Origin of the sequence: Paenibacillus polysaccharolyticus, assembly GCF_023714295.1 — a bacterium.
Taxonomy (GTDB): domain Bacteria; phylum Bacillota; class Bacilli; order Paenibacillales; family Paenibacillaceae; genus Paenibacillus; species Paenibacillus polysaccharolyticus_A.
Genome location: NZ_JAMAUN010000018.1, coordinates 54,215 through 67,468 on the forward strand (window position 1 = coordinate 54,215; position 13,254 = coordinate 67,468).

The 13,254-nt window shown below is 46.7% G+C and carries 14 protein-coding genes; 13 read left to right on the top strand and 1 reads right to left on the bottom strand.

What is annotated here, in order from left to right:
• The first annotated feature begins 38 nt into the window (after window positions 1-38).
• The 12 genes from cysK (at window position 39) to M3629_RS27220 (ending at window position 11,512) form a co-directional block, all read left to right on the top strand.
• Window positions 39-977 (top strand): cysteine synthase A, encoded by a 939-nt coding sequence (cysK, locus tag M3629_RS27165; RefSeq protein ID WP_251511965.1) that lies wholly within the window; start codon window positions 39-41, stop codon window positions 975-977.
• A gap of 276 nt (window positions 978-1,253) precedes the next feature.
• On the top strand, window positions 1,254-2,897 hold the full coding sequence (locus tag M3629_RS27170) for an anthranilate synthase component I family protein (protein ID WP_251511989.1): 1,644 nt from the start codon (window positions 1,254-1,256) through the stop codon (window positions 2,895-2,897).
• A gap of 49 nt (window positions 2,898-2,946) precedes the next feature.
• Window positions 2,947-3,525 carry an aminodeoxychorismate/anthranilate synthase component II gene (pabA, locus tag M3629_RS27175; RefSeq protein WP_251511966.1) on the top strand — a complete coding sequence of 193 codons (579 nt, stop codon included), beginning with the start codon at window positions 2,947-2,949 and terminating at the stop codon, window positions 3,523-3,525.
• Window position 3,526: 1 nt separating this feature from the next.
• A complete protein-coding gene (locus M3629_RS27180) occupies window positions 3,527-4,420 on the top strand; it encodes an aminotransferase class IV (protein ID WP_251511968.1) in 894 nt (297 codons plus the stop codon).
• On the top strand, window positions 4,417-5,283 hold the full coding sequence (gene folP, locus M3629_RS27185) for a dihydropteroate synthase (RefSeq protein ID WP_251511969.1): 867 nt from the start codon (window positions 4,417-4,419) through the stop codon (window positions 5,281-5,283). The genes M3629_RS27180 and folP overlap by 4 nt, the downstream gene beginning before the upstream one ends.
• Window positions 5,284-5,407: 124 nt before the next feature.
• Complete coding sequence (folB, locus tag M3629_RS27190) at window positions 5,408-5,770, top strand: dihydroneopterin aldolase (protein WP_251511971.1); 363 nt, start codon at window positions 5,408-5,410, stop codon at window positions 5,768-5,770.
• 9 nt (window positions 5,771-5,779) lie between these two features.
• Complete coding sequence (gene folK / locus M3629_RS27195; protein ID WP_251511972.1) at window positions 5,780-6,328, top strand: 2-amino-4-hydroxy-6-hydroxymethyldihydropteridine diphosphokinase; 549 nt, start codon at window positions 5,780-5,782, stop codon at window positions 6,326-6,328.
• Window positions 6,280-6,483 carry a helix-turn-helix domain-containing protein gene (locus M3629_RS27200; RefSeq protein ID WP_167375851.1) on the top strand — a complete coding sequence of 68 codons (204 nt, stop codon included), beginning with the start codon at window positions 6,280-6,282 and terminating at the stop codon, window positions 6,481-6,483. Before folK ends, M3629_RS27200 begins: the two co-directional genes overlap by 49 nt.
• A gap of 158 nt (window positions 6,484-6,641) precedes the next feature.
• Entirely contained in the window at window positions 6,642-7,661 is a 1,020-nt protein-coding gene (gene dusB, locus M3629_RS27205) for a tRNA dihydrouridine synthase DusB (RefSeq protein WP_251511974.1), read from the top strand.
• Between the two features lie 251 nt (window positions 7,662-7,912).
• Complete coding sequence (greA, locus tag M3629_RS27210; protein WP_090924651.1) at window positions 7,913-8,392, top strand: transcription elongation factor GreA; 480 nt, start codon at window positions 7,913-7,915, stop codon at window positions 8,390-8,392.
• A 113-nt stretch (window positions 8,393-8,505) separates the two neighbouring features.
• Entirely contained in the window at window positions 8,506-10,017 is a 1,512-nt protein-coding gene (lysS, locus tag M3629_RS27215) for a lysine--tRNA ligase (RefSeq protein WP_251511976.1), read from the top strand.
• A gap of 157 nt (window positions 10,018-10,174) precedes the next feature.
• Entirely contained in the window at window positions 10,175-11,512 is a 1,338-nt protein-coding gene (locus M3629_RS27220; RefSeq protein ID WP_251511978.1) for a TrkH family potassium uptake protein, read from the top strand.
• A gap of 73 nt (window positions 11,513-11,585) precedes the next feature.
• Here M3629_RS27220 and M3629_RS27225 read toward each other — a convergent pair whose 3' ends face one another.
• Window positions 11,586-12,188 (bottom strand): TetR/AcrR family transcriptional regulator, encoded by a 603-nt coding sequence (locus M3629_RS27225; protein WP_251511980.1) that lies wholly within the window; start codon window positions 12,186-12,188, stop codon window positions 11,586-11,588.
• Window positions 12,189-12,279: 91 nt separating this feature from the next.
• Between M3629_RS27225 and M3629_RS27230 the strand changes: the two genes are divergently transcribed.
• Window positions 12,280-12,828 (top strand): hypothetical protein, encoded by a 549-nt coding sequence (locus tag M3629_RS27230; protein WP_251511981.1) that lies wholly within the window; start codon window positions 12,280-12,282, stop codon window positions 12,826-12,828.
• The last annotated feature ends 426 nt before the right edge of the window (window positions 12,829-13,254 follow it).

Here is a 13,254-nt window from a genome sequence, read left to right on the forward strand (position 1 = left end):
AGTTAAGTATCATCTATACCACTAAGGAGGGCATTCATATGGCTAAAGTAGTTAATAACGTAACTGAACTCATCGGAGGTACTCCGCTTGTCCGATTGAACAATATTGTACCTGAAGGCAGTGCTGAAGTATTTGTGAAGCTGGAATACCAGAACCCAGGATCAAGTGTTAAAGATCGGATCGCCATTAGCATTGTTGAAGAAGCGGAAAAAGAAGGCAAGCTGAAACCAGGTGGTACGATCATTGAAGCAACAAGCGGTAACACGGGGATCGGCCTTGCGATGGTTGCTGCTGCTAAAGGCTACAAGGCTGTTATTGTAATGCCTGAGACGATGAGCTTAGAGCGTCGTAACTTGCTTCGTGCTTATGGTGCTGAGCTTGTACTCACGCCTGGAGCAGAAGGAATGAATGGTGCAGTCAAAAAAGCCGAAGAATTATTGAAAGAAAATCCGTCCTACTTCATGGCGGAGCAGTTCAAGAACAAAGCGAACGTGAAAATTCACCGTGAAACGACAGGTCCTGAAATCGTTGAAGCGATTCAGTCTGTTGGTGGCACACTTGATGCATTTGTTGCAGGAATCGGTACTGGTGGAACGATTACAGGTACGGGGGAAGTGTTGAAAGAAGCATTCCCTGGAATCAAAATTGTAGCCGTAGAGCCAGCAGCATCACCAATTTTGGCTGGGGGTAAACCTGGTCCTCACAAAATTCAGGGGATTGGAGCAAACTTTATTCCTGAAATTTTGGATCAAGAAGTATACGACGAGATCATTCACATCGAGAATGATGATGCATTTGAAACAGCTCGTGCTGTTGCGAAAGAAGAAGGTATTCTATCCGGTATTTCATCCGGTGCAGCGATTCGTGCAGGACTTCAAGTAGCAAAACAACTGGGCGCAGGTAAACGCGTTGTCGTTATCGTGCCAAGTAACGGTGAACGTTATCTGAGCACGCCGCTCTACAATTTCGAGGGGTAATTCATTACAGGGATCAAGGTTAATCCTTCAACGGAACGGCTTGTTATTCCGAAATAGCCCATATCTGTCCTTCCTGCCCTGACGGGTAGGGAGGATTTTTTGCGTAATGCTTTTAAAAGCAACAGCGCTTTAGTATACTATCAAACAATAAGAACTATATAAGTTGACTACTCGTGTGCACAGCTTATTCTGCATTGGGGCGACTGTGTGACTTATATATGGTCAACTCTCATATAGTGACACATAGAAGGGCGGCGGGCCGCAGTGACACACCTGATGACAACATATGCCGACTGGGAAGCATGGGCTGGACAAGGTTGGACAATGTTACCATATATAACGAAGTCAGATGAGGGACCATATCATGGCGGTTTACCGCTAACGTGGGAGGCAGCGTGGCAACAAGCATCTGCTAATGCTATTGTGCTGGAGAATGGCAAAGGCGGGAGATTTACTTTCCTCGGCTTAAATCCAGTATCGATTATATACGGCAAAGGGCAGGAAGCTACAATTTATGACGTGTTTCAAGAAACAAGTCGAACAGATCAGGGTAAACCGCTGGATGTACTAAAACGATGGACGTCACCTTACCGAGCACCCAAGGTTGACGGAGCACCAGATTTTGCAGGCGGTTGTGCCGGATACCTCAGTTATGATGTGGCCAGATCACTGGAGAAACTACCAACGATTGCTGAGGATAATCCTGCACTTCCAGATTACTGGTGGATGCGCTTTGAGGAAATATGGGCTTACGATCATGAGCAGCAGGCTCTTTTCTGTATGGTGCATCTGGAAGTGAGTGCTGAACAGCAGGAGCAGGCCGATCTACAGAGTCTCTATGCTGCGGCTGGGGAACGTGCTGTAGCCATGCAGCAACGCTGGCTTCACATTATGGGTTTCGCTCAGGCAGAAGAGCAACAACAAGCATTGGAGCTCCGTCACAGGCGGGTTCATCTTGCTCTACGGACAGAAGAGTTCGAACGGGAAACAGAAGGGTGGAAGACATCATTTCCACAAGAGGATTTCGAACAAGCTGTTCTTCAGGTACAGGAGTATATCAGGCAAGGTGATGTATTTCAGGTTAATCTGTCCCTTAGGCATGAAAAGCAGCTCCAATCCAGTAGCGAGCATATCTATGAATGGTTACGTATTGTGAACCCATCACCATATATGGGGATGCTTCGCAGTCCCGAATTCCAATTGGTCAGTGGATCACCAGAATTGCTCGTCAAAGTGGAGAACGGCAAAGTGAGTGCGCGGCCCATTGCCGGAACACGAAGAAGAGGGCGAGATGAAGCAGAGGATCAGGCGATGGCAGATGAATTGCTTGGCAGCGAGAAGGAGCGAGCCGAGCATATTATGCTGGTTGATCTGGAGCGCAATGATATTGGGCGAATTGCTGCGTATGGATCAGTTCATGTGCCTGAATTAATGACAATCGAGAGATATTCGCATGTTATGCACCTCGTTTCACAGGTGGAAGGCAAGCTGGCCGAAGGATTAACTGTGTTTGATGTCATCGCCGCAACGTTTCCTGGTGGGACGATTACGGGTGCTCCGAAAGTACGCACGATGGAAATCATTGAAGAGCTTGAGCCGGTAAGACGTGGACCGTATACAGGGTCCATTGGATGGATGGACTATAGTGGCAATATGGAGCTGAATATTGTTATACGTACTCTTGCAATCAAGGATGGGACGGGTTATGTGCAGGCCGGTGCAGGTATTGTCATTGATTCCGATCCATATCGCGAGTACAGGGAGTGTTCCAACAAGGCTAGAGCAATGATGCGAGCTGTGAACTACAGTGAACGAGCCGAGGCTGATTCAGCACAGGCATCGGTTGGAGTAACCACAACGCGAGCTGAAAACACACGATCAGAACGGAATGAAACAATTAAACTTAATAAGTTAACATAAACAAGGCATCTGCCGTAATCTGCGGTGGAATATGAGGAGGAGCAGACTTATGATTCTGGTTATCGACAATTACGATTCCTTTACCTACAACCTGGTTCAATATCTGGGTGAATTGGGGGAGACGGTGGACGTTCGCCGCAATGACGAGATTGATCTGGCAGGTATTGAAGCACTGGCACCGGATCATATTCTGATCTCTCCGGGTCCATGCACGCCGAATGAAGCGGGGATCAGCTTGGCAGTTATCGATCATTTCAAAGGGAGCATTCCCATCTTTGGCGTTTGTCTTGGACATCAGGCAATCGGGCAGGCATTTGGAGGAAATGTCATTCGGGCGGATCGGATGATGCATGGCAAAACATCGGAGATGCATCACCATGGTACATCGGTATTTACGGGGCTGCCTTCTCCCTTTACGGCAACTCGGTATCATTCATTGATCGTGGAACGCAGTAGCCTGCCGGATTGTCTGGAGATTACAGCGGAAACAGCTGAAGGAGAGATTATGGGTCTGCGTCACAAAACGTATGCGATTGAAGGGGTGCAGTTCCACCCGGAATCCATCATTACAGATCATGGCCATCAGATGCTCCGCAATTTCTTATCACAGCAAAAGGCGAACGTATAACATGCAATATGCCGCGATTAACGGAGAACTGGTTCAACTGGCGTCGGCCGTGGTTCCTGTAACGGATCACGGCTTTTTGTACGGACTGGGGCTGTTTGAGACCTTTCGAACATACCAAGGCGTGCCCTTCCTTCTGGAAAGGCATCTGGAGCGCATGGCTTCAGGCTGTGAAGAGTTGGGCATTCCTTTTTCAGTGACAGTAGAGGAAGTCAAAGACTGGATAGCCCATCTGATGCAGGGAAACGAACTTAAGGATGCGTACGTGCGTTATACAGTATCTGCTGGTGAAGCGCCTCTTGGACTACCTTCGGGGGATTATACAGACCCCACACATATCGTACTGGCAAAATCACTACCTGACCTTTCTCCTACTCTGTATGAAAGGGGTAAAATGCTACAACGTCTATCTACACCTCGTAATACACCGGAAAGCCAAATCAGATTCAAGTCGCTTCATTACATGAACAGTATCTTGGCGAAACGTGAATTAAACAGTTATGGCGGGCAAGACCAGCGATTACTGAGCGCAGAAGGATTACAGCTTACACGCGAGGGTTATGTCGCGGAGGGGATTGTCAGCAATATATTTTGGGTGCGAGGACAAGTCCTCTACACCCCATCGCTGTCTACCGGCATTCTTCCAGGGATTACTAGAGCAGTAGTGATGGAGATTGCCGCAGATCAAGGCATCGCTTGCGTAGAGGTGCAGGCACTATGGGAAGATCTGCATCAAGCAGATGAAATTTTTCTGACGGGTTCCGTAGCTGAGCTCGTGCCGGTGACGACGTTGCGGGATCGGAACGGCACTGAAACAGCGATCAGCAATGGACGGATCGGCCCGGTAACGGCAGTGCTGCTGCGTATGTACCGGGAGAAAGCGGGGTATACTTCATGACACTTACACCAGTCATCTATGAACGGAAATATGAATGGGGACCAGCTTCAATTACGCTTGGATCCCGGACGCAGATCATGGGTATTTTGAATGTCACGCCAGATTCGTTCTCAGATGGTGGGCGTTACAATAATGTGGAGCGGGCAGTAGCCCATGCGAAACAAATGATGGAGGACGGTGCGGATCTGATTGATATCGGTGGAGAATCCACCCGTCCAGGATCAGAGGTGGTCAGCGCAGATGAAGAACTTCATCGAATTATTCCGGTGATCGAAGCCTTGCGTGTTGAAGCGCCACATATACCGATCTCCGTGGATACATACAAGGCGGATGTTGCCCGTCAGGCCATTCAGGCAGGTGCCCATATTATCAACGATGTATGGGGGGCCAAGGCTGACCCGGAGATGGCGCGGACGGCTGCCGAACTGGGTTGTCCCATAATTCTGATGCATAATCGGCAGGCAAGAGACTACACCGATTACCTGCCTGATGTTGTGCGTGATGTGCAGGGCAGTGTTCAACTTGCACTTGCAGCGGGTGTAGAGGAGAGTCAGATTATACTGGACCCCGGGATTGGTTTTGTGAAGGATCTCTCGGAGAACCTGGAGTTGATGTCTTCTCTCGGTCTGTTAAACGAGTTGGGGTATCCGGTGCTACTTGCTACATCCCGCAAAAGATTCATCCAACACACGCTGGATGTAGGCGCTGACGATGCGCTGGAAGGCACGGCAGCAACGGTTGCATTTGGCATTGCCCAAGGATGCCAGTTGGTACGGGTTCATGATGTGAAGCCGATCCGGCGGACGGCGGACATGTGTGATGCAATGTTATATCGTTCTCCGGGCTTACGGAGAAGATTATAATGGAGGGCCTTCATGGCCCCTTCATGTTGAGCGAAGCGTTTTGATATAGGAAAGCAAAGAGAGCTACAACAAGCATGTATCTCTCTACTCACATCGATATTTGAATAGAAGGCAGGGGAACTGGATGGACAGAATGGTATTACATCGCATGGAGTATTACGGGTATCACGGTGTGTTTGCAGAAGAACGAAAGCTGGGTCAGCGGTATTACATTGATCTGGAGATCGATATGGATCTGGGCGATGCTGGACGTAACGATGATCTAACCAAAACGATTAATTATGCAGAGATTCATGAATTGGTGAAACAGATCGTTGAAAATAAATCATTCCAGTTAATTGAAGCGTTGGGCGAACATATTGCATCTTCTTTACTAGACACTTATACTATTATCAATGCATTGACAGTCAAGGTGACGAAGCCGCACCCGCCATTTGATATTCATTTTGGAGGCGTAACGGTAGAGCTTCGCCGCTCAAGAAAGTGAGAACCGATCATGATTGCACATTCGACCTCTGAATCCTCAGAGGCTTATATTGCTTTAGGGGCTAATTTGGGTAATCGGGAGCAGACGCTGCTTGAAGCGTTAACGCTTCTGAATGAACATCCTCATATATCTGTGCTGCGCTGCTCTGCACTATATGAGACAGAGCCGGTAGGATATGTCGATCAGCCTGCGTTTTTGAATATGGCTGCTATGGTCAGTACAAATCTGACGCCGGAACTTTTGCTCGCCGAATTGCTCAGTGTAGAGAATCAACTTGGACGGGTTAGGGATATTCGCTGGGGCCCGCGTACGGTGGATCTGGATCTGCTCTGGATGCATGGAGAGACGCGAGATACCGAACTGCTTCAACTGCCGCATCCCCGTATGGGAGAGCGGGCTTTTGTACTGGTGCCGCTGTCGGACATCGTACCGCAGGACGAGGCATCAGGTCTGCATACCTTTGTACACGCATCGTTGTCTGTACTGGATGGAAAGGATGGAATACAGCGTTGGAAAACATGCAATTGGCCAACCGAATCCGGGCGTTCCGGAAGCTGAAAGGGTTAACCCAGCATGAGCTTGCAGCCGAGACAGGCATATCTTTGGCTATTCTGGGGACGATTGAGCGGGGAAATCGCAAGGTGACAGCACAGGAACTAAACAAGATAGCCGGTGTGCTCGCGATTAGTATCGAGGAATTACAAGGGAAATAATGAACGGCGGATAACGAAGTGCACTGGAGAACATCTCCGAATGGGCAATAATATATGAACACGATGAACACCGATGTACGATCAAATTGAAACCACCACAACTCCGGAATGTTGATTACGTCCGGGTTTGGAATGGATAAAGAGGTGAAACAGCAAGCATGCTTAAGATTGGTAATATTGAAATGAAGAATCAGGTTGTTCTTGCACCTATGGCTGGCGTATGTAATCCTGCTTTTCGCCTGATCGCCAAAGAGTTTGGTACGGGCCTTGTCTGCGCTGAGATGGTGAGTGGTAAAGCCATTGTGCATGGCAACCAGCGGACACGCGAGATGTTATTTGTGGATGAACGTGAGAAACCGCTCAGTCTGCAGATTTGGGGAGGCGACCGGGAATCGCTTGTCGAGGCAGCTAGAATCGTAGATAAGGAAACCAATGCAGATATCATTGATATTAACATGGGGTGTCCTGTTCCGAAGGTAACGAAGTGTGATGCAGGTGCACGCTGGTTGCTGGACCCGAACAAAATCTATGAGATGGTATCGGCTGTTGTAGAAGCTGTTGAGAAACCAGTCACGGTTAAAATGCGGATCGGTTGGGACAACGAACACATCTATGTGGTGGAGAACGCTCTTGCCGTAGAACGAGCTGGAGGAAGTGCTGTCAGCGTGCATGGACGGACTAGAGAACAACTCTATACAGGTACAGCGGATTGGTCACATATCAAAAATGTCAAAGATGCTGTCTCCATTCCTGTCATCGGTAATGGTGATGTATCTTCACCGGAAGATGCACGCCGTATGCTGGATGAGACCGGCTGTGACGGAGTAATGATCGGGCGCGCTGCCTTGGGTAATCCATGGATGTTATATCGCACAATCCAGTATCTGAGTTCAGGCCAGTTACCTCCTGACCCGAATGCAGAGGAGAAGATCCGTGTAGCTGTTTTGCATATGGATCGACTAATTGCACTCAAAAATGAGACCGTCGCTGTACGTGAAATGCGTAAACATCTGGCTTGGTACTTGAAGGGATTGAAGGGATCTGCCCGAATCAAGGACGTTATTATGGAAGGAACCAAGCGGGATGAGATGGTGGGCATACTGGAGAACTTTGTGGAGCAGTTGAAAATGGAAGGAAATCTGGAGTCTGAACCGGTAATTGCGGGTAATGCCTCATAATTAGGCGGTATGCTGTAAAACGTTTACAGCCGCAGGGGATGTAACATTGACTTTTCGAGATCGTTCACCTATAATTTCTCAGTATAAATTCGCCATGTGCGTTTACTAAGTATAGTGCATCAGGAGGAATATTCTATTTCTCTGGAGAACTTCATATAGTTTTGAAGATGTATGCGGGCGGAGTTCTGTCATCAGCACTGATTCCGTTGCCGTACAATCAAATTATTCCCATGACAGGAGAATCGGTTGAGATGAGCGACAAGGAAGTTATCCTTACACCAGAAGGACTCAAGAAGCTGGAAGAAGAACTGGAAACACTAAAATCAGTGAAGCGCCGCGAAGTGGCTGAACGGATCAAAGTAGCTATCGGCTATGGTGATATCAGTGAGAACTCCGAATACGAAGATGCGAAAAATGAGCAAGCTTTTATTGAAGGACGTATCATTACACTCGAGAAGCTGTTGCGTAATGCGCGAATTATCAACAGTGACGAAATCGATACCGATTCCGTAAGTGTGGGTGCAACCGTAACTGTAGAGGATTTGGAATTCGGCGATATCACAGAATATACGATTGTAGGTACAGCGGAATCCAATCCGCTTCAGAACAAGATTTCCAATGAAAGTCCTGTAGGTAAAGCCATTTTGGGCAAGAAAAAAGGCACAGTGGTTGATGTAAGTGTGCCTGCTGGCGTAATTCAATATAAAATTGTAGATATTAAAAAGCTGTAGTAACGAAGCAGTCAGGCGTAGTAGACAAAAGCTTCCTTAGGGAAGCTTTTTTCAACATTACGGACAAGCCTCACGCACAGGCTGCAATGTAAATAAGGAGATGAATACAGATCATGACGGATGAAGTCTTGAATCAGGAAACCGAACTTAGCGAGCTGTTACAGATTCGCCGCGACAAATTGGACGAGCTCCGCAACCTAGGAATCGACCCTTTTGGCCAAAAATACGTACGTACCGAAGAGGCCGGCTCCATCTTGAAGAAGTATGAAGAACTGACCAAGGAAGAGCTGGAAGAGAAGCACATCGAAGTCAGTATTGCCGGACGGATTATGGCGAAGCGGGGCATGGGTAAAGCAAGCTTTGCACATATTCAGGACCTGAGCGGACGCATCCAGATCTATGTTCGTCAGGATAGCGTGCCAGAAGACAAGTTTACGGCATTCAGTCTGCTTGATCTTGGGGATATCGTTGGGGTAACTGGCGTTGTCTTCAAAACCAAAACAGGTGAGACTTCCGTTAAAGTAAAAGACTTGGAAGTGTTATCGAAATCCCTTTACCCACTTCCGGATAAATACCACGGTCTGACTGACGTCGAACTGCGTTATCGTCAGCGTTATGTAGACCTGATCATGAACCCTGATGTGCAACAGACCTTCATTATGCGTTCCAAAATCATTCAATCCATGCGTCGTTATCTTGACTCCCATGGCTACCTTGAAGTGGAGACACCAACATTGCATACGATCGCAGGTGGTGCGGCGGCTCGTCCGTTTATCACCCATCATAATGCGCTTGATATGGAACTGTACATGCGGATCGCGATTGAACTTCACTTGAAACGTCTAATCGTCGGTGGTCTAGAAAAAGTATATGAGATTGGCCGCGTATACCGGAACGAAGGCATGTCTACACGTCACAATCCGGAATTCACGATGATTGAGTTGTATGAGGCGTATGCGGATTACAAGGATATCATGGCTTTAACTGAAAACCTGGTTGCTCACATCGCACAGGAAGTATTGGGTACACAAGTTATCCAATATGGAGATCATGAAGTGAATCTTAAGCCTCAATGGCGCCGTGTAACCATGGTGGATGCGGTTAAGGAAGTTGTCGGTGTAGACTTCTCCGTTCATATGACGGATGAGGAAGCGCACAGCTTGGCGAAACAGCATAATGTAAAAGTTGAACCACATATGACATTTGGTCATATCCTGAACGCCTTCTTCGAAGAGTTTGTTGAAGAAACGTTGATTCAGCCAACGTTCATCATGGGACATCCGCTTGAAATCTCGCCACTGGCGAAGAAAAGCGATGCAGATTCACGCTTCACAGATCGGTTCGAGTTGTTTATCGTTGGACGTGAGCATGCCAATGCGTTCACCGAGCTGAATGATCCAATCGATCAGCGTCAGCGTTTCGAAGCTCAGATGTTAGAGAAAGAGCACGGTAACGATGAGGCTCATGAGATGGATGACGATTTCATCCGTGCACTTGAATATGGTATGCCGCCAACAGGTGGTTTGGGAATCGGTATCGATCGTCTGATCATGTTGTTGACCAATTCTCCGTCCATCCGTGACGTACTGCTCTTCCCACATATGCGTCCACGTACACAAGAGTAAATAAGGAACGTATCTTTCGTTCATAATAGAAGAGGAACCTGCCACTTGCTTCAAGCTGGGGCAAGTTCCTCTTTGGGTTTACATAGGCAACTCATTGAGACGTGCTACACGTCACAAGTTGCTCCCATTTTTATTTTGGTTAAAAGAGGTGCCCTTCATGAAGTTCAGGCTTCACATCGCCAGGTTCATATCTCCCCCGTTAATATTGGTTGGCGGTTTCTTGCTGATTATCTCCATTGGTACCGTTTTGTTGATGTTGCCATTTTCCAATCAGAGTGGCACACATCTAGCCTTTATAGATGCTTTATTCACAGCTACATCAGCGGCATGTGTGACTGGGCTAGTTGTGGTGGATGTAGGTACAACATTCAATTTGTTTGGTCAAATTGTCATTATGATCCTGATGCAACTTGGCGGGCTCGGTTTCATGACCATGGCCACATTGTTTGCACTTGTGCTGGGCAAACGCATATCTCTTAAAGACAGGTTGCTACTGAAAGAGGCTATTAATGCGGACAGCATGGAGGGAATTGTACGGATTATCCGCAAGGTTCTGATCTTTTCATTCACTATTGAAGGGGTAGCTGCGGTCATTCTGGCTTTACGCTGGGCAACGGAGATGCCTTTTATGCAGGCCGTATACTACGGCATATTTCATTCCGTTTCCTTGTTTAACAATGGAGGGTTTGATCTGTTTGGCAACAGTTTTCAATATTATACCGGAGACTGGATTTTTAACATTACTGCTTCGATTCTTGTGATATCTGGTGGACTTGGTTTTGTTGTGTTGAATGACCTGTTTGAATATCGCAAACGCCGCCGGTTGTCTTTGCAGTCGAAATTGGTGCTGTCCGTGTCAGGTGCGTTGATCGGTATAGGAGCTTTGGTGTTGTTTATTTTCGAATTCACCAACAGTCATACGCTTGGTTCGCTGACTTGGAGCGAGAAGATCTACGCAGCGTTTTTCCAGTCTGTCTCAACGCGTTCTTCCGGGACAAGTACGATTGACATTACGCAGATGCGACAAGCGACTCAATTTTTCTTTATTTTGCTCATGTTTATTGGTGCTTCTCCAGGTTCGACAGGTGGAGGGATCAAAACAACCACGTTTCTGATCATGATTGGTGCGGTATATGCCATGATTCGGGGCAACAAGGACATTGTCTTTTTCCGCCAACGTGTACCTAAAGAGCTGCTCATGAGAGCCCTGACGATCATTATGGTTTCCCTCATTATCTTTATGATTGTAGTGATGCTGTTACTTACAACCGAAGATGCACCATTCCTTTCCCTCATGTTTGAGGCTGCGTCAGCTATAGGTACGGTAGGTTTGTCAGTAGGGGTAACCCATGAGATGACCAATTGGGGCAAAATCATTATTACCTTCACCATGTTTGTTGGTCGCATTGGGCCGCTAACGATTGCGTATGCACTTCGTCCACGTAAAGAGAAGAAATTGTATCGCCATCCAGAGGGCCGGATTATTATTGGATAAAATAAAAAACGCAGACATTCGATATCTACTCCCTATAAGGAAAAATAGGGTGACATTGAATGTACTGCGTTTTTTATGTTGCGCTCAGTGGACATAGTGAGGCCAGATGTAACGAGAGGATTTCATCCATAAGTTTGCCGTTCACCTGATCGGGTCTGAGCACCGCGTGGATCGCTAAACCATCAACGAGAGCATACAGCCTCTCGATCTCAAGTTCCTGATTTAAATCAGGCCTGAAGATATTGAGCTTCACCAGAGAAGTAATAACGATCTCGACAGCTCGTCTAATATCATTATATACAGTGTCAGCCAGCTTTTTGAGTGCAGGATCCGTTTTGGATTTGGCAGTAAACGCGTACCACACCTCCATTTCAGCCATTTTCTCATCCGTATTTGGTATAAATTCGAGCAGTAACTGTTTCATACGTTCCCTTGGAGGCCCGTCGAAAGACATGCTTTGAATCCGGGCTGTCACCCGTTCCGATACAAGATTCATTGCATATAACAGAAGTTCCGATTGAGTGGAGAAATAGTGGCGCATGGATCCGACCGAGATTCCAGCTTCCTCAGCGATATTTCGAACAGAAGCTTGTTCCATACCATTTTTCCGGATAATACGCCAAGCAGCCTCGGCTACGAGCACGCGTTGTTTGTCATGATCTACGATTTTAGGCATGTCATTATTATAACACCATTGATTATTATGGTACAAACGTGTTAAAATAATTGCAATACAGTTGTGCTAAATAAAAGAGGTGAGGATAATTATGGTTGCTTATTTCATTATTGCCTGTGAGATTGCATTTTGGATATTTGTTGCGGCGGGGCTAAGCGTTCGATATATGCTGGGTAAAAAGCGATTGGGATTGGCTTTGCTTGCGGCCACACCAATTGTTGATGTTTTGTTGCTCGTAGCCACTGTAGTAGATCTCCAACGCGGAGCAACAGCAAGTATGGTTCATGGCATAGCAGCTATCTATATTGGGGTGAGCGTCACTTTTGGTCATCAGATGATTGCTTGGGCGGATCGCTACTTTCAATACTGGTTTAGAGGGGGAGAGAATCCAAGGCAGAATAAATTATATGGAAGAGAACATGCGAGGAGCGAGCGTAAAGGGTGGGTCAGACATCTGTTGGCCTGGATTATAGGGAGTGCTCTTTTGTGTATTATGATATGGTGGATTGGCGATCAGACTCGAACAGAGGTATTTTCAGGTCTAATCCGGGTATGGGCAATGGTGCTGGGCATTGATCTCTTAATTAGCTTTAGCTATAGCTTGTGGCCGAGAAAAGCTCCTGTTAAAGATTTAGGATGATCATCTTAAGATAAGGATTACCTAGTGACATGTAATTAGGTCATACAGTCGAGCAAATATCTCCGTATGTATTTATTCATTAGGGTGGAAGAAGTCAGTGCTATAATTAAAAAAACACTTGCATTCAAATTCTATACATGATATATTCTAATTCCGGCCAAGAAAACACAGTTTACACGGTGAGGCAAGCGTTGAATAAGAAAGCTTCGAAAGAAACTTCAAAAAAAGCTTGCAAAGTTGGTTCGGAAATGATATGATATAAAAGTTACTGAAGCTAATGAGTTACAGTGACTGAATATGTTTGATCTTTGAAAACTGAACAACGAGTGAGTATCGATCTTGCTTGCAAGATCAAAAATGAGATTTTAATCTCGTCAGATTCAAAATGAGCTTATCGCTCTTTTCAATACCCCGATGAGTTTCACC